This window comes from Streptomyces fulvorobeus, assembly GCF_013167895.1.
In the GTDB taxonomy this organism is placed as follows: Bacteria; Actinomycetota; Actinomycetes; order Streptomycetales; family Streptomycetaceae; genus Streptomyces; species Streptomyces fulvorobeus.
The window spans coordinates 4,458,009-4,480,925 of record NZ_BLWC01000001.1 but is presented as its reverse complement, the minus strand read 5'-3'; the positions used below and the strand labels follow the sequence as shown (position 1 = coordinate 4,480,925).

At 70.5% G+C, this 22,917-nt stretch carries 20 protein-coding genes and 2 pseudogenes; 11 read left to right on the top strand and 11 right to left on the bottom strand.

All coding sequences use genetic code 11. From position 1 onward, the window contains the following. Window positions 1-134 precede the first annotated feature (134 nt). From Sfulv_RS20320 to Sfulv_RS20300, 5 genes are all read left to right on the top strand, one after another. Entirely contained in the window at window positions 135-1,073 is a 939-nt protein-coding gene (locus Sfulv_RS20320) for a coiled-coil domain-containing protein (protein WP_173316015.1), read from the top strand. A gap of 97 nt (window positions 1,074-1,170) precedes the next feature. Beyond that, window positions 1,171-2,172, top strand: coding sequence for an ABC transporter ATP-binding protein (locus Sfulv_RS20315; protein ID WP_173316014.1), 1,002 nt, complete (start codon window positions 1,171-1,173; stop codon window positions 2,170-2,172). A gap of 5 nt (window positions 2,173-2,177) precedes the next feature. Further along, window positions 2,178-2,957: an ABC transporter permease gene (locus Sfulv_RS20310; RefSeq protein ID WP_173316013.1), complete on the top strand. Its 780-nt coding sequence runs from the start codon at window positions 2,178-2,180 to the stop codon at window positions 2,955-2,957. A 106-nt stretch (window positions 2,958-3,063) separates the two neighbouring features. Then, complete coding sequence (locus Sfulv_RS20305; RefSeq protein ID WP_173316012.1) at window positions 3,064-4,266, top strand: ABC transporter ATP-binding protein; 1,203 nt, start codon at window positions 3,064-3,066, stop codon at window positions 4,264-4,266. Beyond that, entirely contained in the window at window positions 4,263-5,135 is an 873-nt protein-coding gene (locus tag Sfulv_RS20300; RefSeq protein WP_173316011.1) for an ABC transporter permease, read from the top strand. Before Sfulv_RS20305 ends, Sfulv_RS20300 begins: the two co-directional genes overlap by 4 nt. Before the next feature lie 25 nt (window positions 5,136-5,160). Here Sfulv_RS20300 and Sfulv_RS20295 read toward each other — a convergent pair. Continuing rightward, window positions 5,161-5,489, bottom strand: a pseudogene (locus Sfulv_RS20295) (Rv1322 family protein). Window positions 5,490-5,699: 210 nt separating this feature from the next. Here Sfulv_RS20295 and Sfulv_RS20290 point away from each other — a divergent pair. Beyond that, window positions 5,700-6,740: an LLM class flavin-dependent oxidoreductase gene (locus tag Sfulv_RS20290; RefSeq protein ID WP_173316010.1), complete on the top strand. Its 1,041-nt coding sequence runs from the start codon at window positions 5,700-5,702 to the stop codon at window positions 6,738-6,740. 142 nt (window positions 6,741-6,882) lie between these two features. Here Sfulv_RS20290 and Sfulv_RS20285 read toward each other — a convergent pair whose 3' ends face one another. Further along, window positions 6,883-7,275 carry an SCO5389 family protein gene (locus tag Sfulv_RS20285; protein WP_173316009.1) on the bottom strand — a complete coding sequence of 131 codons (393 nt, stop codon included), beginning with the start codon at window positions 7,273-7,275 and terminating at the stop codon, window positions 6,883-6,885. Between the two features lie 260 nt (window positions 7,276-7,535). On the opposite strand from Sfulv_RS20285, the gene nucS reads away from it, so the two are divergent. Beyond that, on the top strand, window positions 7,536-8,207 hold the full coding sequence (gene nucS / locus Sfulv_RS20280; protein WP_173316008.1) for an endonuclease NucS: 672 nt from the start codon (window positions 7,536-7,538) through the stop codon (window positions 8,205-8,207). Between the two features lie 68 nt (window positions 8,208-8,275). On the opposite strand, the gene Sfulv_RS20275 is transcribed toward nucS, so the two are convergent. From Sfulv_RS20275 to Sfulv_RS20265, 3 genes are all read right to left on the bottom strand, one after another. Then, the gene (locus tag Sfulv_RS20275) at window positions 8,276-10,648 is read right to left on the bottom strand and encodes an ATP-binding protein (RefSeq protein WP_173316007.1); all 2,373 of its coding nucleotides are present in this window, start codon (window positions 10,646-10,648) and stop codon (window positions 8,276-8,278) included. 223 nt (window positions 10,649-10,871) lie between these two features. Further along, window positions 10,872-11,195, bottom strand: coding sequence for an STAS domain-containing protein (locus Sfulv_RS20270; protein ID WP_173316006.1), 324 nt, complete (start codon window positions 11,193-11,195; stop codon window positions 10,872-10,874). Window positions 11,196-11,433: 238 nt separating this feature from the next. Further along, complete coding sequence (locus Sfulv_RS20265; RefSeq protein WP_173316005.1) at window positions 11,434-12,282, bottom strand: 3-hydroxyacyl-CoA dehydrogenase family protein; 849 nt, start codon at window positions 12,280-12,282, stop codon at window positions 11,434-11,436. Window positions 12,283-12,482: 200 nt separating this feature from the next. Between Sfulv_RS20265 and Sfulv_RS20260 the strand changes: the two genes are divergently transcribed. Next, window positions 12,483-13,055: a cob(I)yrinic acid a,c-diamide adenosyltransferase gene (locus Sfulv_RS20260; RefSeq protein ID WP_173316004.1), complete on the top strand. Its 573-nt coding sequence runs from the start codon at window positions 12,483-12,485 to the stop codon at window positions 13,053-13,055. 22 nt (window positions 13,056-13,077) lie between these two features. On the opposite strand, the gene Sfulv_RS20255 is transcribed toward Sfulv_RS20260, so the two are convergent. Then, entirely contained in the window at window positions 13,078-13,620 is a 543-nt protein-coding gene (locus Sfulv_RS20255) for a hypothetical protein (protein ID WP_173316003.1), read from the bottom strand. Between the two features lie 151 nt (window positions 13,621-13,771). Here Sfulv_RS20255 and Sfulv_RS20250 point away from each other — a divergent pair, with 151 nt between their 5' ends. The 3 genes and pseudogenes from Sfulv_RS20250 to Sfulv_RS20240 all read left to right on the top strand — a co-directional run bounded on the left by Sfulv_RS20250 (window position 13,772) and on the right by Sfulv_RS20240 (window position 17,660). Then, window positions 13,772-14,968 (top strand): sensor histidine kinase, encoded by a 1,197-nt coding sequence (locus tag Sfulv_RS20250; RefSeq protein ID WP_256669276.1) that lies wholly within the window; start codon window positions 13,772-13,774, stop codon window positions 14,966-14,968. Continuing rightward, window positions 14,965-15,614: pseudogene (locus Sfulv_RS20245) on the top strand (response regulator). Before Sfulv_RS20250 ends, Sfulv_RS20245 begins: the two are co-directional and overlap by 4 nt. 168 nt (window positions 15,615-15,782) lie before the next feature. Beyond that, window positions 15,783-17,660, top strand: a complete 1,878-nt coding sequence (locus tag Sfulv_RS20240) for a glycoside hydrolase family 18 chitinase (protein WP_173316001.1) — start codon at window positions 15,783-15,785, stop codon at window positions 17,658-17,660. A gap of 106 nt (window positions 17,661-17,766) precedes the next feature. On the opposite strand, the gene Sfulv_RS20235 is transcribed toward Sfulv_RS20240, so the two are convergent. The 5 genes from Sfulv_RS20235 to atpA all read right to left on the bottom strand — a co-directional run bounded on the left by Sfulv_RS20235 (window position 17,767) and on the right by atpA (window position 22,784). Next, window positions 17,767-18,213 carry a DUF2550 domain-containing protein gene (locus Sfulv_RS20235; protein ID WP_173316000.1) on the bottom strand — a complete coding sequence of 149 codons (447 nt, stop codon included), beginning with the start codon at window positions 18,211-18,213 and terminating at the stop codon, window positions 17,767-17,769. 133 nt (window positions 18,214-18,346) lie between these two features. Next, window positions 18,347-18,721, bottom strand: a complete 375-nt coding sequence (locus Sfulv_RS20230) for a F0F1 ATP synthase subunit epsilon (protein WP_173315999.1) — start codon at window positions 18,719-18,721, stop codon at window positions 18,347-18,349. A gap of 109 nt (window positions 18,722-18,830) precedes the next feature. Beyond that, window positions 18,831-20,282, bottom strand: a complete 1,452-nt coding sequence (gene atpD / locus Sfulv_RS20225) for a F0F1 ATP synthase subunit beta (RefSeq protein WP_173315998.1) — start codon at window positions 20,280-20,282, stop codon at window positions 18,831-18,833. Next, entirely contained in the window at window positions 20,283-21,209 is a 927-nt protein-coding gene (locus Sfulv_RS20220) for a F0F1 ATP synthase subunit gamma (RefSeq protein WP_173315997.1), read from the bottom strand. It lies immediately after the preceding gene. Between the two features lie 3 nt (window positions 21,210-21,212). Beyond that, a complete protein-coding gene (atpA, locus tag Sfulv_RS20215; protein WP_173315996.1) occupies window positions 21,213-22,784 on the bottom strand; it encodes a F0F1 ATP synthase subunit alpha in 1,572 nt (523 codons plus the stop codon). Between the last annotated feature and the right edge of the window lie 133 nt (window positions 22,785-22,917).

Sequence of the window (22,917 nt, the reverse complement as noted above, 5' to 3'; positions counted from 1 at the left end):
GCAAGCGCTCCGAGGGCCAGCCACTCAAAAGGGGTGTCATTCTCCAGATCAAAGCGGCATCTGCACGTTGACACGCCGCCCAGGCCCCTAGGATTCCCCCTATCACCTCACCGGTCTCATTCGACAGGAAACCCATGAGCGACCCTTCCTCCCCCTTCGGCTTCGAGCTCGTGCGACGTGGTTACGACCGCGGTCAGGTGGACGACCGCATTTCCAAGCTCGTCGCCGACCGTGACAGTGCTCTGGCCCGAATCACCTCTCTGGAAAAGCGCATCGAGGAGCTCCACCTCGAAACGCAGAACGCCCAGGCCCAGGTCAACGACGCGGAACCGTCGTACGCCGGTCTGGGCGCCCGCGTGGAGAAGATCCTCCGCCTCGCCGAGGAGGAGGCGAAGGACCTGCGCGAGGAGGCCCGTCGCGCCGCCGAGCAGCACCGCGAGCTGGCGGAGTCGGCCGCCCAGCAGGTGCGCAACGACGCGGAGTCGTTCTCCGCCGAGCGCAAGGCGAAGGCCGAGGACGAGGGCGTCCGCATCGTCGAGAAGGCCAAGGGCGAGGCGACCACGCTGCGCACCGAGGCGCAGAAGGACGCTCAGCAGAAGCGCGAGGAGGCCGACGCCCTCTTCGAGGAGACCCGCGCCAAGGCCGCTCAGGCCGCCGCGGACTTCGAGACGAACCTGGCGAAGCGCCGCGAGCAGTCGGAGCGCGACCTCGCGTCCCGTCAGGCGAAGGCCGAGAAGCGTCTCGCCGAGATCGAGCACCGCGCCGAGCAGCTCCGCCTGGAGGCCGAGAAGCTCCGCACGGACGCCGAGCGCAGGGCGCGTCAGACGGTGGAGACGGCGCAGCGCCAGGCCGAGGACATCGTGGCCGACGCGAACGCCAAGGCCGACCGCATCCGCAGCGAGTCGGAGCGCGAGCTGGCGGCGCTCACGAACCGCCGCGACTCGATCAACGCGCAGCTGACCAACGTCCGCGAGATGCTGGCGACGCTGACGGGTGCCGCGGTGGCCGCCGCGAGCTCCCCGGTGGACGACGAGCCCGCCACCCGCGGGGTTCCGGCTCAGCAGACCCGCTGACACCGGAGTACCGCAGCTGTACCCCCTGGCATAATCCGTCGCGCCCGGTTCCGCCCTTGTGGTGGCGCCGGGCGCGCGGCCGTTCTAGCGTGTGCGCATGATCGAGCTTGAGGGTCTCACCAAGCGATTCGGCGACAAGGTCGCCGTCGACCATCTGACGTTCCAGGTCAGACCTGGAATGGTGACGGGTTTCCTCGGCCCCAACGGGGCGGGCAAGTCGACCACGATGCGCATGATGCTCGATCTCGACAACCCGACCAGCGGTACGGTCCGCATCGACGGCAGGCACTACCACGAGCTGGACGAACCTCTGAAGTACATCGGGGCGCTGCTCGACGCCAAGTCGATGCACGGGGGCCGGAGCGCGTACAACAACCTGCTGTGTCTCGCCCAGAGCAACCGCATCCCGACGAGCCGGGTCGCCGAGGTCCTCGACATGGTCGGACTCGGCGCGGTGGCGAGGAAGAAGTCGAAGGGTTTCTCGCTCGGCATGGGCCAGCGTCTGGGAATCGCTTCGGCGCTTCTCGGTGATCCGGAGATCCTGATGTTCGACGAACCGGTCAATGGTCTGGACCCGGAGGGAATTCACTGGATCAGGAATCTGATGAAGGCCCTCGCGGGAGAGGGACGGACGATCTTCGTCTCCTCCCATCTGATGAGTGAGATGGCGCTCACCGCCGATCACTTGATCGTCATCGGACAGGGGCGCCTGCTGGCCGACACGTCGATGGCGGATTTCATCCACGACAACTCCCGCAGCTATGTGCGGCTGCGTTCTCCGCAGCAGGAGCGGTTGCGCGATGTGCTGCGCGAGGAGGGCCTCACCGCGGTCGAGGCGGGCGAGGGCGCGCTGGAGATCGACGGGGCGACCACCGAGGCGCTCGGTGAGCTCGCCGCCCGGCACGGGATCGTGCTGCACGAGCTGAGCTCCCAACGGGCCTCCCTGGAGGAGGCGTTCATGCAGATGACCGCGGGTTCGGTGGAGTACCACGCGCACTCGGAGCACGACGGCGCCCCGCCGCCGCCCGCGGGCCCGCGGTGGGGCGGCGAGTGGGACCGGTCCCCCGGCGGCGTCAGCGATCACGGCAAGGGAGCATGACCACGATGGCATCGGTACCCGCGGTCCTGACCTCGGAGTGGACCAAGATCCGTACGGTCTCCTCGACCACCTGGACGCTCATCTGCGCGTTCGCGGTCACCGTCGCGCTGAGCGCGGCACTCTGCGCGCTGACGAACTCCCAGTTCGACGATCTCCCCGACGCCGAGCGCGCCACCTTCGACCCGACCCTGGTCAGCTTCTCCGGCATGATCCTCGGTCAGCTCGCGATGGTGGTCTTCGGCGTCCTGGTGGTCGGTACGGAGTACAGCTCCGGCATGATCCGTACGTCACTGGCGGCCGTGCCCCGGCGCGCCACGTTCCTCTTCAGCAAGATCGCGGTGGCGGGCGTCCTGGCCCTGGCGGTCGGCCTCGCGACCAGCTTCGCCTCGTTCTTCCTGGGCCAGGCCCTGCTCGGTGACCACCGTACGGACCTCGGCGCGGACAACGTGCTGCGCGCGGTCTTCGGTGGCGGCGTCTACATGGGCCTCATCGCGGTCTTCTCCATGGGCGTGGCCGCGATACTGCGCAGCTCGATGCTCTCGCTCGGCATCCTGATGCCGTTCTTCTTCCTCGTCTCGCAGATCCTGTCGGCCGTCCCGGGCGCCAAGAACGTGGCCCGCTACTTCCCCGACCAGGCCGGATCGAAGATCATGCAGGTGGTTCCCGAAGCGATGAACAGCGAGCCGGCTCCGTACGGTCCCTGGGGAGGGCTGGGCATCCTGCTGGCCTGGGTGGTGGCCGCGGTGGCCGGCGGTTACCTCGTGCTGAAGAAGCGGGACGCGTGACAACTTGGCCGGAACCGTCAAGGCGTGGTTATCCTCCTAACTCTTACGGGGGCGTGCGGCCAGGTGGCCTGGGCCCCGACGACAGATAAGTCGATGGGGCTGGAGAATGATCGAGGCAGTCGGCCTGACCAAGCGCTACGGCGCGAAGACGGCCGTGCACAACCTTTCCTTCCAGGTGCGGCCGGGGGCCGTCACCGGGTTCCTCGGTCCCAACGGGTCCGGCAAGTCCACCACCATGCGCATGATGCTCGGTCTGGACACCCCGACCGCGGGCCACGTCACGATCGGCGGTCACGCCTTCCGCAGTCTGCCGAACGCACCCCGCCAGGTCGGCGCGCTGCTCGACGCCAAGGCCGTGCACGGCGGACGCAGCGCCCGGAACCACCTTCTCTCGCTCGCCCAGCTGTCCGGCATCCCGGCGGCCCGGGTCGACGAGGTCCTCGGCGTCGTCGGCCTCCAGGACGTGGCCCGCAAGCGGTCCAAGGGCTTCTCGCTCGGCATGGGCCAGCGCCTCGGCATCGCCGCGGCCATGCTCGGCGACCCGCAGGTGCTGCTCTTCGACGAGCCGGTCAACGGTCTCGACCCCGAGGGCATCCTCTGGGTGCGCAACCTGATGAAGATGCTGGCATCGGAGGGCCGCACGGTCTTCGTCTCCAGCCACCTGATGAGCGAGATGGCGCTGACCGCCGACCACCTCATCGTGATCGGCCGCGGCCAGCTGCTCGCCGACATGAGCGTCACGCACTTCATCTCCGCCAACTCCGCCGACTTCGCCCGCGTCCGGGTGCCGTCCGAGTTCCCGGAGCAGCGCGAGAAGCTCGTGGGCTCGCTCACCGAGGCGGGCGGCCAGGTCATGCCCGAGCCGGACGGGGCCCTGCGGGTCACCGGCCTCCCGCTCTCCCGGATCAGCGATCTGGCGCACGGAGCCGACGTCCGGCTGTGGGAGCTCTCACCGCACCAGGCGTCGCTCGAGGAGGCGTACATGCGGATGACGCAGGGCGCGGTGGACTACCGCTCGACCGTCGACGCCAAGGCGGCGCTCCAGCAGCAGGCACCGGCCGGCTACGGACAGCCCGGTCACGCGCAGCCCCAGCCCGAGATGCCGCAGCAGGGCTGGTACGCCCCGCCGCCGCCGGGACAGAACCCGTACGCGTCCGCCCCGGCCGCCCCGGCCCCCGTCGCGGCCCCGGCGCCCGTCGCGGCCCCGGCCCAGGAGCCGGCCCCGGTCCAGGCCCCCGTTCAGGCCGCCGCGCCCGCGGCCGCCCCCGCAGAACCGACCAAGCGTGAGACCAGCGAGGACCCCCGATGACGACGCCGGCGCCCCAGGCCCCGTACCAGCCCCCGCAGCAGGCCCCGGCGCCGCACTCCTGGCAGGGTGCTCCCGGGGGCCTGTACCACTCGCCGATCCCGGTACGCCGCGCCAGCCTCGGTGACGCCATCGCCTCCGAGTGGACGAAGATCCGCTCCGTACGCTCCACGATCTGGACGCTCGGCGTGATGATCGTGCTGCTGCTCGGCATCGGGCTGCTGTCCGCGTTCGCGGTGAGCACGTCGGACGCCGATCTCGGGGAGACGCCGGTGCTCAGCCTCGGCTTCTTCGGTGTGCTCCTCGGCTCGATCTGCGTGATGACGCTGGGCGTGCTGACCATCGCGTCGGAGTACGGCACGGGGATGATCCGTACGACGCTGACGGCCTGCCCCAGCCGGGCCCGGGTGCTGACCGCGAAGGCGATCGTCTTCTTCCTGCTGTCCTTCGTGATCACCACGGTGACGACCGCGGTCGTCGGCGTCCTCCAGACGTCCATGCTGGACGGCGCGGCGCCCACGGGCGAGGACTGGCTGCGCTCCACGGTGGGGGTCGGCCTCTACGTCGCGACGCTCGGGCTGCTCTCCCTCGCGCTCGGTGCCCTGATCCGGCACTCGGCCGGCGCCATCACCATCATGATCGCCGTGGTGCTGCTGCCGCTGGTGCTGGCGATGTTCATGTTCTCGGAGACGCTGGCCGAGCTCCAGCAGGCGCTCTTCGAGTACTCGATCCCCAACCAGCTCGGCGCGTTCTACGACGCCTCGGTCACCAGCTCGGGTCCGTCCGGCTGGGAGCCCCTGTGGATCATCTTCGGCGTGACCGCGGTCACGCTGGCCGCCGCCTACCTCACGCTGGACCGCCGCGACGTCTGACGCCGGGCGGCGTCCGGCCGCCGGCTCAGTAGCGCGGAGCGTTCCGGGACCGCTGTACCCGTGTGGTGCGGCGGTCCCTCGCGTTCCAGCACGCCTTGTGCCAGTGTCTGCGGTCCTCGATGCCGCCGAACTCGGGCCAGGTGACGAGGTGCGGGAGCCCGGAGGGGATCTCCTGGTCGCAGCCGGGGCAGCGGTACCGTTTCCCCGCGGCGCTCGCGCCGCTCACCGGGCGCACCGACCACTCCTCGCCCCGCCAGCTCTCGGTGGCGCCGCCCCGCCGTACCTCTGCCTCTCGGCGAACGGGGCGGTGGCGGGGCTCTCGCCGCCTCTGGGGCGGTTGCGGCGCGGAGACACGTGACACCTCAGGGGCAGAGCGGGCGGCTTCTCGTCCAGCGTAGGCCCATCGGGTGCGGCAGCCGGTCCGCAGGGCAGGAGAGCGTGAGCGCGCCGGACGCCGGTTAGCGGAAAATCGGAACAACTTGTCCGCGGACCGTGCCTTTGGCACGTGTCGGACGTTGTTGCCTGTAGGGGAGAACCGCGTCGGCCGTAAGGAGGCAACAGGCGATGCGCGTCGGAACGTTCGTACTTGCAGCTCAGTTTCCGGGCCAGGGGCAGGGTGAGGCACTGCACCGTGCCATCCGCTCCGCCGAGGTCGCGGAGGAGTCCGGGCTCGACTCGGTCTGGCTGGCGGAACACCACTTCGTGCCGTACGGGGTCTGCCCCTCCGCGGTCACCCTGGCCGCGCTGCTGCTCGGCCGCACCCGCAGAATCCGGGTCGGCACGGCGGTGAGCGTGCTGCCCAACCAACACCCCGTCGCCCTCGGCGAGCAGGCCGCCCTGCTGCACATCACCAGCGGGGGCCGCTTCTCCCTCGGGGTGGGGCGGGGCGGGCCCTGGGTGGACCTGGAGGTGTTCGGCGGGGGTCTCGCGGCGTACGAGCGGGACTTCCCCGAATCGCTGGAGCTGCTCCTCGACTGGCTGCGCATGCCGCGGGTGGGCGCCGCCGGGGAGCGGTTCGGCTTCCGCGAGGTGGCGGTCGTGCCGCGCGCCGACGAGCTGCCGGCCCACGATCCGGCAGGACCCGCGGGGCCGGAGGTGATCGTGGCGTGCACCTCGCCGAAGAGTGTCCGGCTCGCCGCCGCCAAGGCCCTGCCGATGCTTCTGGGCATGCACTGCGGGGACGAGGAGAAGGCCGGGATGGTCGCCCTGTGGAGCACGGCCGCCCGGGAGGCCGGCCACTCGCCCGAGGTCGTGGAAAGTGCCGCACATGTGTCCGCAGGGGTGGCCCAGATCGCGGACCGGCCGGCCGACGCCGTGGAGACGCTCGTGAAGGCGATGCCGGGATGGCTCAGGCAGGGGCTGGACGCCCATGTGACGGTCGACGGGAGGCACCGGGTGATGCGCGATCCCGTGGCCTACACGGAACTGCTGTGCGCCATGCATCCGGTGGGCCCGCCCCGTCTCGCGGCCGACCGTCTCGCCGCGACCGCGGAGCGGACCGGCATCACGCGGTTCGCCCTCCTGGTCGAAGGTTCGGGCGACCTCGACGCGACCGAGGAGAACGTGCGACGGCTGGGCACCGAGGTGCTGCCGCTGCTGAGGTGACGCGTGCGTACCGGGGGTGGTGACGGTGCTCATGGTGCCTGTGGTGCTCACGGTTTCCGTGGTGCCGGTGTGCTGGTGGTACGGGAGCTGCCGCCCCGGAGCCTGTCGCACCTTCCGCGGCCCGGAGCGGCAGCAGAAGCTCTCAGCAGTCCCGTAGTCCGGGCGACTGGTTGAGCAACTGGCCCCTCACCGAGGTGAAGCGGGCCAGACGCTCGTCGACCGAGGCGTCAAGCGGGAACACCGCGAGGCGGTGGCAGTTCTGGAATGCCAGACGCACTCCGAAGTGCCGCTGGAGTGCACCGCGTATCGCATCACTGGCGAGTGCGCGCAGCAGCTGACCACGTGCCTGCTCGTCCGGCGGCGGCGTCTGGTTGTCGGCGAACTCTCCGCCGTCGACCTTCAGCTGTGCCACCAGAGAGCTGATCATCTCCCATGCGTAGGGCAGGGAGGTCCGGACGCAGTCGACGAAGTCGGCTTCGTCGACCTCGCCTCGCTCGGCCTGTTCCAACAGCGCCGGTGAGACGTCGAGCGACATGGGTTCTCCTCTCGCGACCCCGGCTGTGGGCCGGGGCCTTACGGGCAGGGAAGGAGGACGGCGACGCAGCGTACACAGACGGCGACCTCCCGGTTACAAGGTAAGGGCGCGGTCCGGGCCGCACCAGGAGATTGGGAACACAACCGGCCAATAACGAAGGCTCTCAAAGAGGGGCAAGCCCGAAGGGGCTGGTCGGGCGGGTGGGGCGGGGAGCCGGGTGAATCGCGTGGAGCACCCGTCGTCGAGTAGCGTTGCCGACCATGCGTCTCGTCATCGCCCGTTGCTCCGTCGACTACGCGGGCCGGCTCACCGCCCACCTGCCCTCCGCCCCCCGTCTGATCCTGGTGAAGGCGGACGGCAGTGTGTCGATCCACGCCGACGACCGGGCGTACAAACCGCTCAACTGGATGTCCCCGCCGTGCTCCCTGAAGGAGGGCGCCGACGGCGACGAGGGCATCTGGACCGTGGTGAACAAAGCGGGCGAGAAACTGATCATCACGATGGAGGAAATCCTCCACGACTCCTCGTACGAACTGGGCGTCGACCCCGGCCTGATCAAGGACGGTGTGGAAGCACACCTCCAGGAGCTGCTGGCCGACCGGATCGAGATCCTCGGCGAGGGCCACACGCTGATCCGCCGCGAGTACCCCACCGCCATCGGCCCGGTGGACATCCTGTGCCGCGACGCGGACGGCGGGACGGTGGCCGTGGAGCTGAAGCGCCGCGGCGACATCGACGGTGTGGAGCAGCTGACCCGCTATCTGGAGCTGCTCAACCGCGACCCCCATCTGGCGCCGGTCAAGGGCGTCTTCGCGGCCCAGGAGATCAAGCCGCAGGCGCGGGTGCTGGCGACGGACCGCGGTATCGGCTGCGTGGTGCTGGACTACAACGCGATGCGGGGCATCGAGGACGACAAACTGCGGCTGTTCTGACCACCGGGCGTGCCCTCGGTCGCCGGACGGGCTCGGTGCGGGCCCGTCCGGTGCTCCGACGCCCTGTCTCAGGCTCCGGCGTCGGCGGCGGTCCGGTCCCCGGCCGGCCCGCCGGCCGAGTCGGAGCCGGACGGCTCCTGGGTCTTCGAGTCGGAGGGGGACGGGGTCGGACTGTCGGTCGGCGTCGGCGTCCCGGTCTCCGTGGGCGTCGGGGACGGTGACTCGCTCGGTGTCGCCGTGGCGGACAGCGTCGGCGACGGGGCGGTCCCGCTCGGCGTGGTCGGTGTCCGGCTCGGCGTGGGGTCCGTGGACGGTGCCGTGACCCGGTCCGAGGGGCTCGCGGATGAGGTGGTCCCGGCGGACGGAGTGGCCGGGCCGGACGCGGCGGGTGCCTCGGTGCCCTCGTCGGGCGCGCCGCTCTGCGCGGGCGCGCCCTGCGTGGGCTCCCGCTCCGGCAGACCGTTCTCGCCGTCGTCCTCGCTCACGGACTGCTCGGTCGTCACGTTCCGGCTGTCCGGCTCCTCGCTGCCCGAGGCCGCGCCGAGCGCGACGACGGTGCCGAGCACCCCGACCAGCAGGACCCCCGCACCGGCCCCGACGAAGTTGCGCCGGGCGCCGCGGAGGAACGCGGGGCCGCGGCCCGCCGGAGCGTCGGAGTGGAGGACGGCCGTCGGCCCGGCGGGCACGGCACGGGGCAGGAGCGGCAGCGTCACCGGGGTGCCGCCGGGCGGCGGGGCCGCCTCCTCGCCGCCCGGCACCGGCCCTCCGGAGCGGTCCGCGACGAGGGCGAGCGCCCTGCGTCCGGCCACCGCGCCGGACTTGTCGGCGAGCGCGCCGCGCAGGCCGATCGACGCCTCCAGCTCCGCCCTGGCCCGGTCGAGATGGCCGGTGCAGAGCGCGAGTACGCCCAACTCGTGGTGGAAGTACGCCTCCTGCGCCACTTCACCGGCGATCCGCGCGGCCTCCTGGCCCAACCGGAGAGCCTTCTCCCAGGCTCCCCAGTGCCTTCCGGCGGCGAAGGCCGGAGCGGCGCTCCGGGCCAGCAGCACGGCGACACTCGCCTGTCCGGCTCTGCTCCCCGGCACCAGCCGCGCCAGCGCGGCGAGTACGGCGTCGGCCTCGGCGACCGCCCGCGCGGACGAGACCGAGGGGTGCCCCGCCCACCAGGCGTAGTGCTGCGCGGCGGTCCTGGCGCGTACCACGGCGTCCTCGCCGTACCCACCGGCCTCCAGCTGGGCCAGGACACCCGCCGCGAGCCGGTAACGGGGGCCGGCCGGAGAGAGCAGTCCGCACCCGGCCAGCTCGCCGAGGGCGGCGTCGGCGTGGGTGTCCCCCACGAGCGCCGGCAGGTGCGCCGGGTGCGGCACCTCGCCGCCGAGTGCGACGGCGAAGCGCAGGGTGTCGCGCGCGGCCCCGCTCAGCCGGGAGGCGAGCAGCAGCGCGGGGGCCGCGCCCTCCCCCAGGCTGGGCAGCGGCGGGCCATCGGCGCGCGCGAGGGACGCCGAGCCGTACGCGTCGAAGGCTTCGGGGTCGCGCCGGCGGTCCCGGTGGCGCAGCAGCGCGCCCGCCTGGACGAACCGCAGGGGCAGCCCTTCGGACTCGAACCAGAGGTCGCCCGCCCAGTTCCGCTCGTCCTCGGTGAGCGGGCGTTCGACGACCTGCTCCAGCAGGTCGATCGAGGCACTGCGGCCGAGGCCGGTGAGCGGGAGCTCCTCCAGGTGCGAGTCGGGGCCCGGGGCGGCGGCATCGGGCGTCGTCGCCAGGACGAACGCGCACTCGGGCGTGGCGGCCAGCAGCTCGCCGAGTCCGGCACCGCCGAACTCCAGGTCGTCGAGGACGACGACGGCTCCGATGCCCCGGAGCAGCCCCAGGAGCGTCTCGCGTCCCGGCCGGTGCGCGGGCGCGTCGTAGACGGCGTCGAAGAGGGCGTACTGGAGGTCTGTGGTGGTGCGCTTGTGACCACTGAGGCGTACGACCCCGTCGGGCGCCAGGCCGGCGCAGTCGGCGGCGACGGCGTTCAGCAGGGCCGTGCGGCCCGATCCGGCGGGCCCGGTCACGCGTACCGAGCGTCCGCGCGCCAGCAGGCGTACCAGCCGTTCGCGGAGCTCCTGGCGCTCCAGGAGCGGGCGTTGCGGGCCGGGCGGCCCCGGCGGGACGGACGGGGCCGCCGCGCGTTCCCGGTCGGCGCGCTCGGTGGCGGTGTGCCGCACGGGCGCCTCGGGCTGCCGTCCCGGCGGGCGGGACTCGACCTCGCTGCCGTCGACCGGATTGACGGTGAGCAGGAGGTCTCCGGCGAGGAGTTGTACCGTGCGGGCCCGCTGCGGTGGCTGGAGCCCGAAGCCGGGGGTCAGCGGTTCACGGGACTGCCGCTGCACGGCGTCCTCTTCGAGGCCGTCGTGGTCCCGGCCGTACTCTTCGGCTCCCCGGTTGTTCGGGTCCATCAGTGCCCCCAGATGCGTCGCGTGCGGTCGTCCCTTCCGGCCTCGCACATCCCGCTGTCGCTTCTGGTCCGGTGTCCGCCCATGGGTCCGTCGATCGCGGCAGACGGCCGAACCTCAGACGTTCGCACAGTATCTACGAACCGGCGGGGTACCACGCCGTCCAGGACATCACGGTCTCGTGAGGATTGTGCGTGCGTCGCCGCCGGGTCCTGCGCAGGAGGTCTCAGACGCGCGGCAGTGACTCCGCGGCGATACCGCCCTCGATGGCCAGGATGCGGTGCAGCCTGGTCGCGACGAGCAGCCGCTGCATCTGCGGGGGCACGTTGCGGAGCACGAGCCGCCGGCCGGCCCGGCCTGCTCGTCGGTGGGCGCCCATGATGACGCCGAGTCCGGTGGCGTCCCAGGAGTCCAGCTCGGTCAGGTTCAGCACGAGATCGCCGACGCCGTCGTCGACGGCCGAGTGCAGGACCGTACGGGCGTCCGCCGCGCTTCGGACGTCGAGGCGGCCCCCGACGACCAGCTCGGCGTGGTCGCCCCTGATATGCATATGCGCTCCCCGGGAGTTACTCCGTAGCAAGGTCTGTCTGTCTGTTCTGTGTCTGCCACAACTGACTACCGCGACGACGAGGAAGTTGCCGTCTGTAAGCGAACCGATACCGAATTCACTCCGTGGAGTGACATCGGACCGCCTCCCACCGCCTGGTCCGGCGCGCCGGACTCCTCCGGCCCACCGGGGCCCCGGGCCCGGTCCGCGGCGAACCGGGCGGCCCGGGACCCGACCGGTCTCAGTACGTGTAGAAGCCCTGCCCGCTCTTGCGTCCGATGTCACCTGCATCGACCATCCGGCGCATCAGCTCCGGAGCCGCGAACTTCTCGTCCTGCGACTCCGTGTAGATGTTGCCGGCCGCGTGCAGCAGGATGTCGACGCCGGTCAGGTCGGCCGTGGCGAGAGGGCCCATGGCGTGGCCGAAGCCGAGCTTGCACGCGGTGTCGATGTCCTCGGCCGAGGCGACGCCCGACTCGTACAGCTTGGCGGCCTCGACGACCAGCGCCGAGATGAGGCGCGTGGTGACGAATCCGGCGACGTCCCGGTTGACGACGATGCAGGTCTTGCCAACGGACTCGGCGAACTCCCGCGCGGTGGCGAGGGTTTCGTCGCTCGTCTTGTAGCCGCGCACCAGTTCGCACAGCTGCATCATGGGGACCGGCGAGAAGAAGTGCACGCCGACGACCCGCTCGGGCCGCTCGGTCACCGCCGCGATCTTGGTGATCGGGATGGCGGAGGTGTTGGAGGCGAGCACGGTGTCCTCGCGCACGATCCTGTCGAGCGCGCGGAAGATCTCGTGCTTGACCTCCAGCTTCTCGAAGACGGCCTCCACGACGACGTCCGCGTCGGCGACCGCGTCGAGGTCGGTGGAGGTCGTGATGCGCGCGAGCGCGGCCTCGGCGTCGGCCGCCGCCAGCCTGCCCTTGGCGACGAACCGGTCGTACGAACCCCTGATGCCGTCCAGACCGCGGGCCAGTGCCGCGTCGGTGACATCGCGCAGGACGACGTCCCAGCCCGCCTGGGCGGAGACCTGCGCGATTCCGGACCCCATGAGTCCGGCCCCGATGACGGCGAGCTTCCTGGCCACGTTCGCACCCCTTTGGATAACGGTTGTTCACACGCTCTCGGGCGGAGATTAGTACCCGTGAGGGGCCCTGGGGAGCCGAAGAGATACGCGTCACGTCTCGGATGACGGACATCACACCGGGACGCCTCATTCGGCGGCGCGCCGCGTGCAGTTGGCCACCCCCGCCCCCGCGGGAGGGCGTACGTCTCTAGGCTGGCCCCATGGTCAATCTGACGCGCATCTACACCCGTACCGGCGACCAGGGCACCACGGCCCTCGGCGACATGAGCCGGACCGCCAAGACCGATCTGCGGATCGCGGCGTACGCCGACGCGAACGAGGCCAACGCCGTCATCGGTACGGCGGTCGCGCTGGGGCAGCTTCCCGAGGACGTCGTGAAGGTGCTCGTGCGGGTGCAGAACGACCTCTTCGACGTCGGCGCGGACCTGTCGACGCCGGTCGTCCCGGACCCGGCGTATCCGCCGCTGCGGGTGGAGCAGTCCTACATCGACAAACTGGAGGCGGACTGCGACCGCTTCCTGGAGGAGCTGGAGAAGCTGCGCAGCTTCATCCTGCCGGGCGGTACGCCGGGGGCGGCCCTGCTGCACCAGGCGTGCACCGTCGTCCGGCGGGCCGAGCGGTCCACCTGGGCGGCGATCGAGGTGCACGGGGACGTGATGAACGCGCTGACCGCGACGTACCTCAACCGGCTGTCCGACCTCCTGTTCATCCTCGCCAGGACGGCGAACAAGGAGGTCGGCGACGTGCTGTGGGTGCCGGGCGGCGACCGCTGAGGGCCGCCCGCCCGGCCCGGGGTCAGGCCCCTGCCGGTGCCCGCTTCGGGAACAGGGTGTAGCTCCCGGCGATGACCAGGTTGATGCCGATCAGCCAGACCATCTTCTGCTGCCACATCTCCAGCGATCCGGTGTTCCCGTCGTCCCCGACGTACCAGACAGCGGCCTGGAGCAGGGCCATGGCGGTCACCGCCGCGGTGGTCCAGCGGGCCGCGGTGCGCCACTCGTGGACGGCCCGGGCCCTGCCGTACCTCGGCGGCTTCACCGGCGGCGGACCGCCCGCGAAGCGGTGGGCGAACCGGGCGTCCGCCCACCTGATGGCGGAGTGGCCGAGTCCCACGGTGAACCCGATGTAGACGGCGGCGAGCCCGTGCTTCCAGTCGGGTTCCGCGCCGTTCCTCAGGTCGACGGCCGTGACGACCAGCAGCACGACCTCCAGCAGCGGTTCGCACAGCAGCACCGCGGCGCCGAGCCGGGGCCTGCGCGCCAGGTAGCGCAGCGCGAGTCCGGCGGCCAGCAGCACCCAGAAGCCGACCTCGCAGAGCACGATCAGTACGACGATCACGGTTCTTCTCCTCCCGGTCCCCTCAAGACTCGCCGGTGAACCGGGCCAGGTCGTCGTCGTCGGTGACGAAGCCCGGCTGCATCCTTCGATGTATCCCCGGCTCACCCGCCGTGCGGAGGTCCGCGCCGGGGCGGCCGTGTTGGATGGGAGGGTGCTCGCCGTCTCCCGTCCCCACCGCCACGACGTGATCATCGCGGCCGTCGGCCTCTCCGGCGGCCTGGTGCTCTGGCTCATCGGTCTGCACATGCAGGTCGGGCGGCCGTTCGACGCGCCCTGGCTGGCACTGGTGCCCCTCGCCGTGACGGCCGGGCTGGAACTGCTGCGCAGGAGCGCCTCGCTGACGGCTCTGCTGATCGCCGTGGCCGCGCTCGTCGCCGACCAGTTCACGGTCGGGAACCTGGCCACCGTCGTGATGTTCACGGACCTGGTGTACGCGGCCGTGGTGTACGGGTCCCCGGCCGTCGCCCGCCGCCTCCCGGTGACCTCCTTCCTGGTCACGGTCGGGGTGACGATCGCCTTCCTCGCCTGGTTCCGTACGGCGGAGGCGCTGCTGATCGGTGTGGTGGCCGGCCTGGTGTCCTTCGCGCCCGCCATCACGGGGGTCAGTGTGCGCAACCACCGCGACGCGGCGGAGACCGCCAGGCTGCGGGCCGACCAGACCGCCCTGCTCGCCGAGATGGACCGCGCCCAGGCGGTGACAGCCGAGCGTGCGCGGATGGCGCGGGAGCTGCACGACATGGTGGCCAACCACCTCTCCGCGATCGCCATCCACTCCACCGCCGCGCTCTCCATCGACGACCCGGGCACCTCACGCGAGGCGCTCGGGGTGATCCGCGAGAACAGCGTCCAGGGACTGGCCGAGATGCGGCGGCTCATCGGGCTGCTCCGGGACCGCGGGACGGAGCCGGGGCCGAGCCCGGCCCCGACCCTCGCCTCGGTGGACGTCCTGGTCGAACAGGCCCGCTCCAACGGGGCCACGAGCGGGCTGACCTGCACGCTGGAGGACGCGCGCGGCACGACCGGGCGGCTGCCCGCTCCGGTCGAGCTGGCCGCGTACCGCATCGTCCAGGAGTCCCTGACGAACGCGCTGAAGCACGCCGCTCCCGGGCAGGTGGCGGTGCGGCTCGCACACGAGGGTGACGTGCTCTCCGTGGAGGTCACCAGCGAGTACGGGAGCCGGCCGGGACCGCGCGCACCCGGTTCCGGGGCCGGTCTGGTGGGCATGCGGGAGCGGGTCGCCCTGCTCGGCGGCACGATCGCCGCGGGCCCCGGGCCCGCGGCGGACGGCCGGACGATCTGGCGGGTACGGGCGGAACTGCCCGTCCGGGAGAGGACGGTGGGGGAATGACGATCCGGGTACTGGTCGCGGAGGACCAGTCGGCCGTGCGCGCGGGGCTGGTGCTGATCCTGGGCAGCGCGCCGGACATCGAGGTCGTCGGGGAGGCGGGCGACGGCGAGGCGGCCGTGCGGCTGGCCAGGGAACTGCGTCCGGACATCGTGCTGATGGACGTGCAGATGCCCCGCCTGGACGGCGTGTCGGCGACCCGGCAGGTGGTGGCCGAGCGGCTCGCGGACGTGCTGGTGCTGACGACGTTCGATCTGGACGACTACGTCTTCGGGGCGCTGCGGGCGGGGCGGCGGGCTTCCTGCTGAAGAACACCGAGGCCCGCGATCTGCTCGAAGCCGTACGCACGGTGGCGCGCGGCGAGGGGCTGATCGCCCCGGCGGTGACGCGCCGGCTGATCGCGGAGTTCGCCGGTGCCGCTCCCGCCCGCAGGCCGGGCACTCCCGCTCCGCCGGGGCTGGAGGCGCTCACCCGGCGGGAGCGCGAGGTGCTGGGATGTCTGGGCGAGGGGCTGTCGAACGCGGAGATCGCGGCGCGGCTCTCGATGGCGGAGGCGACGGTGAAGACGCACGTCAGCAGGGTGCTGGGGAAGCTGGAACTGCGCAGCCGGGCGCAGGCCGCGGTGATCGCCCAGCAGTGGGGGGTCTGAGGTTCAGAGATTCTTTGGTCTGGACCTCTTGACGATTGGTCCAGACCTTCCTAATCTCACCGAGCACACTGCGGTGAGTACGCCATGACAAATGGCGGGCTCAGGGCGGCGCAGGGTTTGCAGTCCACGGACCATCCCCGTTTGTCGGACCTCACCCGAGGAGCACCGTTGACCACCGAGAACCCCCCACGCCGGGCCGGCTTCAGACAGCGACTCACTTCCGGCGTCACCATCCGATCCAAGGCCGTGGCGGGCGTCACCGCCCTGCTGCTGCCACTCGCGGCGATGGTGGGCCTTGCCAGCCCCGCCGAGGCAGCCACGTCGGCGACCGCCACCTACGTCAAGAAGTCCGACTGGGGCAGCGGCTTCGAAGGCCAGTGGACGGTGAAGAACACCGGCACCACCGCGCTCTCCTCCTGGACGGTCGAGTGGGACTTCCCCTCCGGCACCGCGGTCGGCTCGGCCTGGGACGCGACCGTCACCGGCTCGGGCACCCACTGGACCGCCAAGAACCTCAGCTGGAACGGCTCCGTCGCCCCCGGTGCCAGCATCAGCTTCGGCTTCAACGGCACGGGCTCCGGCTCCCCCAGCGGCTGCAAGCTGAACGGCGCCTCCTGTGACGGCGGCAGCGTCCCCGGCGACAACGCCCCCTCCGCACCCGGCACCCCCACCGCGAGTCTGATCACCAACACCTCCGCGAAGCTCACCTGGACCGCGGCGACCGACGACAAGGGCGTGAAGAACTACGACGTCCTGCGTGGCGGCGCCAAGGTCGCGACGGTGACCGGTACGACGTACACGGACACCACCCTCACCGCGGGCACCGACTACTCGTACACCGTGCAGGCCCGCGACACCGCGGACCAGACCGGCCCGGTCAGCGGTTCCGTCTCGGTCCGCACCACCGGCGGCACCACCAATCCCCCGCCCGGTGACAAGATCAACCTGGGTTACTTCTCCAACTGGGGCGTCTACGGGCGCAACTACCACGTGAAGAACCTGGTGACCTCCGGCTCCGCCGCGAAGATCACGCACATCAACTACGCCTTCGGCAACGTCCAGGGCGGCAAGTGCACCATCGGTGACGCCTACGCCGACTACGACAAGGCGTACACGGCCGACCAGTCGGTCGACGGTGTCGCGGACACCTGGGACCAGCCGCTGCGCGGCAACTTCAACCAGCTGCGCAAGCTCAAGGCCAAGTACCCCAACATCAAGATCCTCTGGTCCTTCGGCGGCTGGACCTGGTCCGGCGGCTTCGGTGCCGCGGCCCAGAACCCGGCCGCGTTCGCCCAGTCCTGCTACGACCTGGTCGAGGACCCCCGCTGGGCCGATGTCTTCGACGGCATCGACATCGACTGGGAGTACCCCAACGCCTGCGGTCTCACCTGTGACACCAGCGGCCCGGCCGCACTGAAGAACCTCTCCACCGCGCTGCGCACCAAGTTCGGCGCGAACAACCTCGTCACCGCCGCCATCACCGCGGACGGCTCCGACGGCGGCAAGATCGACGCCGCGGACTACGCGGGCGCCGCGCAGTCCATGGACTGGTACAACGTGATGACGTACGACTTCTTCGGCGCCTGGGCGGCCAAGGGCCCGACGGCCCCGCACTCGCCGCTGACCTCGTACCCCGGCATCCCGCAGGCCGGCTTCACCGCCGCCGACGCGATAGCCAAGCTGAAGGCCAAGGGCGTCCCCGCCAAGAAGCTGCTGCTCGGTATCGGCTTCTACGGCCGCGGCTGGACCGGCGTCACCCAGTCCGCCCCGGGCGGCACGGCGACCGGAGCGGCCCCGGGTGCGTACGAAGCGGGCATCGAGGACTACAAGATCCTCAAGAACAGCTGCCCGGCCACCGGCACCATCGCCGGCACCGCCTACGCGCACTGCGGCACCAACTGGTGGAGCTACGACACGCCGGCCACCGTCGTCTCCAAGATGACGTGGGCGAAGAACCAGGGCCTCGGTGGCGCGTTCTTCTGGGAGTTCAGCGGTGACACCGCCAACGGCGAACTGGTGAGCGCGATCAACAGCGGCCTCCGGTAATCCTCACGCCGTAGCACCACCGCACCACCCGCAGAGCCCGGACATACGACCGGGGAGACAGGTCCGCCCCCTGTCTCCCCGGTTTTCCGCTGTCTCGGTACGGCCCTCAGGCCACGTTCACCCGCTGGCCGGGCGGCGCCGCCTCCAGCCAGGCGAGGAAGCCGGTGAGAGCGTCCTCGCTCATCGCCAGCTCCAGGAGCGTCCCGCGGTGGAGACAGCCGAGCACGATGGAATCGGAGAGGAGCGCGAGCTCCTCCTCGCCTTCGGGCAGCCGGCGGGCGACCACCTCGATCGAGGCGCGCTCCAGGGACCGGCGAGGCCGCGGGTCGTAGGAGAAGATCCGGAACCAGTCGACGCGGTCACCGCTGTAGCGGGCCACGCCGTACACCCAGCCCTTGCCCGTCGGGTCGGGTTCCCTGGAGATGTCCCAGCGCAGACTGCAGTCGAACGTACCGCCGGAGCGCTGGATCAGCCGGCGGCGCAGGCCGAACACGAACAGACCCAACAGGACCAGTACGACGACCAGACCGCCAACCCACAGAGCGAGGACCATCTCCACCGACCTCCTCGCAACGTCGATTACGGACATCCGGACCGAACTGCATCTGCATCGCCTCAGCCGCGACACCGTCTGGATAATTCCAGCTCGGGCCGCGGCTGAGTTAAAACATCTGTCGGCGGGGGTGCTAGCGCACCGCCACCGCACGCAGTCGCACATCGGCGCGCCGCTCGGCGGCGGCGTCCGTGTCCGACTTCGCGCGCTCCAGCGCACGCTCGGCGCGCTGGACATCGATCTCGTCCGCCAGCTCGGCGATCTCCGCCAGCAGCGACAGCTTGTCGTCCGCGAACGAGATGAATCCACCGTGCACAGCGGCGACGACGGTGCCGCCCTCACTGGTACGGATCGTCACCGGGCCCGATTCCAGCACACCGAGAAGCGGCTGGTGACCGGGCATGACGCCGATGTCGCCGGACGCGGTACGCGCGACGACCAGGGTGGCCTCGCCGGACCAGACACTGCGGTCCGCGGCGACCAGCTCGACATGCAGCTCAGCAGCCAAGGGTGGCTCCTCGGGTCACCACCCGGCGGTCTGGCCGGGTGTTGGGTCAATTCTACGGGGCGTGGTGAGGGGGGCGGGACACACCCACCCCCCTCGGTGAGCCGGAGGCTCAGGAGACGCCGAGCTCCTTGGCGTTGGCCTTGAGGTCCTCGATGCCACCGCACATGAAGAACGCCTGCTCGGGGAAGTGGTCGTACTCACCGTCGCAGATCGAGTTGAACGCGGCGATCGACTCGTCGAGCGGCACGTCCGAACCGTCCAGGCCGGTGAACTGCTTGGCGGCGTGGGTGTTCTGCGACAGGAAGCGCTCGACGCGACGGGCGCGGTGGACGACGAGCTTGTCCTCTTCGCCCAGCTCGTCGATACCGAGGATCGCGATGATGTCCTGGAGGTCCTTGTACTTCTGCAGGATTCCCTTGACACGGGTGGCCGTGTCGTAGTGGTCCTGCGTGATGTAGCGCGGGTCCAGGATGCGGGACGTGGAGTCCAGCGGGTCCACGGCCGGGTAGATGCCCTTCTCGGAGATCGGACGGGAGAGAACCGTCGTCGCGTCGAGGTGGGCGAACGTGGTGGCCGGGGCCGGGTCGGTCAGGTCGTCCGCGGGGACGTAGATCGCCTGCATCGAGGTGATCGAGTGACCACGCGTCGAGGTGATGCGCTCCTGGAGCACACCCATCTCGTCGGCCAGGGTCGGCTGGTAACCCACTGCGGACGGCATACGGCCGAGCAGCGTGGAGACCTCGGAACCGGCCTGCGTGAAGCGGAAGATGTTGTCGATGAAGAGCAGCACGTCCTGCTTCTGCACATCGCGGAAGTACTCCGCCATGGTCAGGGCGGACAGGGCCACACGCAGACGCGTGCCCGGCGGCTCGTCCATCTGGCCGAAGACCAGCGCGGTCTTCTCCAGGACGCCCGACTCGGTCATCTCGTCGATGAGGTCGTTGCCCTCACGGGTGCGCTCGCCGACACCGGCGAACACCGACACACCGTCGTGCAGCTTCGCCACACGCATGATCATTTCCTGGATGAGGACCGTCTTGCCGACGCCCGCACCACCGAACAGACCGATCTTGCCGCCCTTGACGTACGGGGTCAGCAGGTCGACGACCTTCAGGCCGGTCTCGAACATCTCGGTCTTCGACTCGAGCTGGTCGAAGGCCGGGGCCTTGCGGTGGATCGGCCAGCGCTCGGTGATCTGAGCTTCGGCTTCCGGGTCGTTCAGGATCTGACCAAGGGTGTTGAACACCTTGCCCTTGGTGATGTCACCGACGGGCACCATGATGCCCTTGCCGGTGTCGGTCACCGGGGCCTGGCGGACCAGGCCGTCGGTGGGCTGCATCGAGATCGCACGGACCACGCCGTCACCCAGGTGCTGGGCGACCTCGAGGGTCAGCAGCTTGCGCGCGCCCTCCTCGGCCGGGTCGTCGACCTCCACGTGCAGGGCGTTGTAGATCTCCGGCATCGCGTCGACGGGGAACTCCACGTCGACGACCGGGCCGATGACCCGGGCGACGCGGCCCGTGGCAGCGGCCGTCAGAACGCTGTCGGTAGTCGTCGTCATTTACTTGTCACTCCCCGCGGTCGCGTCGGCCAGAGCACTGGCACCGCCGACGATCTCGCTGATTTCCTGGGTGATTTCGGCCTGGCGGGCCGCGTTGGCAAGCCGGGAGAGACTCTTGATGAGGTCCCCGGCGTTGTCGGTCGCCGACTTCATCGCGCGGCGGCGGGCGGCGTGCTCGGAAGCAGCGGCCTGCAGCAGCGCGTTGTAGATACGGCTCTCGACGTAGCGCGGCAGGAGGGCGTCGAGGACGTCCTCCGCCGACGGCTCGAAGTCGAACAGCGGAAGGATCTCGCCCTTCGTGCCGCTCTCCTCCGCGCCCTCGTCGAGCTTGTCGAGCGAGAGCGGCAGCATCCGGTTGTCCACCGGGTTCTGCGTCATCATCGACACGAACTCGGTGAAGACGATGTGCAGTTCGTCGACGCCGCCCTCGGCCGAGTCCTTCTGGATGGCCTCGATCAGGGGCGCGGCGACGTTCTTGGCATCCCCGTACGCCGGGCTGTCGGTGAAGCCGGTCCACGACTCCGCGACCTTGCGCTCGCGGAAGCCGTAGTAGGCGACACCCTTGCGGCCGACGATGTACGTGTCGACCTCCTTGCCCTCACCCGCGAGCCGCTCCCGGAGCCGCTCCGCCGCCTTGATGGCGTTGGAGGAGTAGCCGCCGGCCAGACCGCGGTCGCTCGTGATGAGCAGGACCGCGGCACGGGCCGGGGACTCGGCTTCGGTGGTGAGCGGGTGCTTGGCGGAGGAACCCGTCGCCACCGCGGTCACCGCACGGTTCAGCTCGGTCGCGTACGGCATCGAAGCCTGCACCTTGCGCTGCGCCTTGACGATGCGCGAGGCGGCGATCATCTCCATCGCCTTGGTGATCTTCTTGGTCGCGGTGACGGCTTGGATGCGGCGCTTGTAAACGCGAAGCTGAGCGCCCATCGATCAGCCCTCGCCCAGAAGCTTGCCGTCCGAGGTCTCGAACTGCTGCTTGAAGGCGGCGATCGCGTCAGCGATCGACTGCAGCGTGTCGTCGGACATCTTGCCGCCCTCGGCGATGCTGGTCAGGAGGTCCTTGCGCTCGCGGCGCAGGTACTCCAGCAGCTCGCTCTCGAAGCGGCGGATGTCCTCGACCGGGACGTCGTCCATCTTGCCGGTGGTGCCGGCCCAGACGGAGACGACCTGCTCCTCGACGGGGAAGGGTGCGTACTGCGGCTGCTTCAGCAGCTCGACCATGCGCTTACCGCGCTCCAGCGAAGCCTTGGAGGCCGCGTCCAGGTCGGAACCGAAGGCGGCGAACGCCTCCAGCTCGCGGTACTGGGCGAGGTCCACGCGAAGACGGCCGGAGACCTGCTTCATGGCCTTGTGCTGGGCGGAGCCACCGACTCGGGAGACCGAGATACCGACGTTGAGCGCCGGACGCTGACCCGCGTTGAACAGGTCGGACTCCAGGAAGCACTGGCCGTCGGTGATGGAGATGACGTTGGTCGGGATGAACGCCGACACGTCGTTCGCCTTGGTCTCGACGATCGGGAGACCCGTCATCGAGCCCTTGCCCATCTCGTCCGAGAGCTTGGCGCAACGCTCCAGCAGACGCGAGTGCAGGTAGAAGACGTCGCCCGGGTACGCCTCGCGGCCCGGCGGGCGGCGCAGCAGCAGCGACACGGCGCGGTAGGCGTCGGCCTGCTTCGACAGGTCGTCGAAGATGATCAGGACGTGCTTGCCGGCGTACATCCAGTGCTGGCCGATGGCCGAACCGGTGTACGGCGCCAGGTACTTGAAGCCGGCCGGGTCGGACGCCGGGGCGGCGACGATGGTCGTGTACTCCAGCGCGCCGGCCTCTTCGAGGGCACCACGCACGGAGGCGATGGTGGACCCCTTCTGGCCGATGGCGACGTAGATGCAGCGCACCTGCTTGTTCACGTCGCCCGAGCGCCAGTTGTCGCGCTGGTTGATGATCGTGTCGACGGCCAGCGCGGTCTTACCCGTCTGACGGTCGCCGATGATCAGCTGACGCTGGCCACGGCCGATCGGCACCATGGCGTCGACGGCCTTGTAGCCGGTCTGCATCGGCTCGTGCACCGACTTGCGGACCATGACGCCAGGCGCCTGCAGCTCCAGGGCGCGACGGCTGTCCGTCGCGATCTCGCCGAGGCCGTCGATCGGGTTGCCGAGCGGGTCGACGACGCGGCCGAGGTAGCCCTCGCCGACGCCGACGGAGAGCACCTCACCGGTGCGCTGCACCGGCTGGCCCTCTTCGATTCCGCTGAACTCGCCGAGGACGATCGCACCGATCTCGCGCTCCTCGAGGTTGAGGGCGAGACCGAGGGTTCCGTCCTCGAACTTCAGCAGCTCGTTCGCCATGGCGGAGGGCAGACCCTCCACCTTCGCGATGCCGTCGCCGGCAACGCTGACCGTACCGACCTCCTCGCGCGAGGCCGCGTCCGGCTTGTACGACTGGACAAAGTTCTCCAGTGCGTCCCGGATCTCCTCCGGCCGGATCGTGAGCTCCGCCATCTGGGTTCCCTGCTCTCCTTGTTGGGCCCGAAGTTTCTTAAGGGGGTCTGGGGGCGACCCCCAGGAATCTTCTGCAATTTCTGCACGGCCCAACCGGGCCGCTGTTCTTGCTCGTTCAGGTGGTACTCGTGCG

Excerpts from the sequence above, each read along its gene's own strand:
- nucS (WP_173316008.1), top strand. The coding sequence starts at position 7,536 with ATGCGTCTCGTCATCGCCCGTTGCTCCGTCGACTACGCGGGCCGGCTC.
- Sfulv_RS20300 (WP_173316011.1), top strand. The coding sequence starts at position 4,263 with ATGACGACGCCGGCGCCCCAGGCCCCGTACCAGCCCCCGCAGCAGGCC.
- Sfulv_RS20310 (WP_173316013.1), top strand. The coding sequence starts at position 2,178 with ATGGCATCGGTACCCGCGGTCCTGACCTCGGAGTGGACCAAGATCCGT.
- Sfulv_RS20235 (WP_173316000.1), bottom strand. The coding sequence starts at position 18,213 with ATGGTCCTCGCTCTGTGGGTTGGCGGTCTGGTCGTCGTACTGGTCCTG.
- Sfulv_RS20305 (WP_173316012.1), top strand. The coding sequence starts at position 3,064 with ATGATCGAGGCAGTCGGCCTGACCAAGCGCTACGGCGCGAAGACGGCC.
- Sfulv_RS20270 (WP_173316006.1), bottom strand. The coding sequence starts at position 11,195 with ATGCATATCAGGGGCGACCACGCCGAGCTGGTCGTCGGGGGCCGCCTC.
- Sfulv_RS20220 (WP_173315997.1), bottom strand. The coding sequence starts at position 21,209 with ATGGGCGCTCAGCTTCGCGTTTACAAGCGCCGCATCCAAGCCGTCACC.
- atpD (WP_173315998.1), bottom strand. The coding sequence starts at position 20,282 with ATGACGACGACTACCGACAGCGTTCTGACGGCCGCTGCCACGGGCCGC.
- Sfulv_RS20315 (WP_173316014.1), top strand. The coding sequence starts at position 1,171 with ATGATCGAGCTTGAGGGTCTCACCAAGCGATTCGGCGACAAGGTCGCC.
- Sfulv_RS20275 (WP_173316007.1), bottom strand. The coding sequence starts at position 10,648 with ATGGACCCGAACAACCGGGGAGCCGAAGAGTACGGCCGGGACCACGAC.
- Sfulv_RS20260 (WP_173316004.1), top strand. The coding sequence starts at position 12,483 with ATGGTCAATCTGACGCGCATCTACACCCGTACCGGCGACCAGGGCACC.
- atpA (WP_173315996.1), bottom strand. The coding sequence starts at position 22,784 with ATGGCGGAGCTCACGATCCGGCCGGAGGAGATCCGGGACGCACTGGAG.
- Sfulv_RS20285 (WP_173316009.1), bottom strand. The coding sequence starts at position 7,275 with ATGTCGCTCGACGTCTCACCGGCGCTGTTGGAACAGGCCGAGCGAGGC.
- Sfulv_RS20290 (WP_173316010.1), top strand. The coding sequence starts at position 5,700 with ATGCGCGTCGGAACGTTCGTACTTGCAGCTCAGTTTCCGGGCCAGGGG.
- Sfulv_RS20320 (WP_173316015.1), top strand. The coding sequence starts at position 135 with ATGAGCGACCCTTCCTCCCCCTTCGGCTTCGAGCTCGTGCGACGTGGT.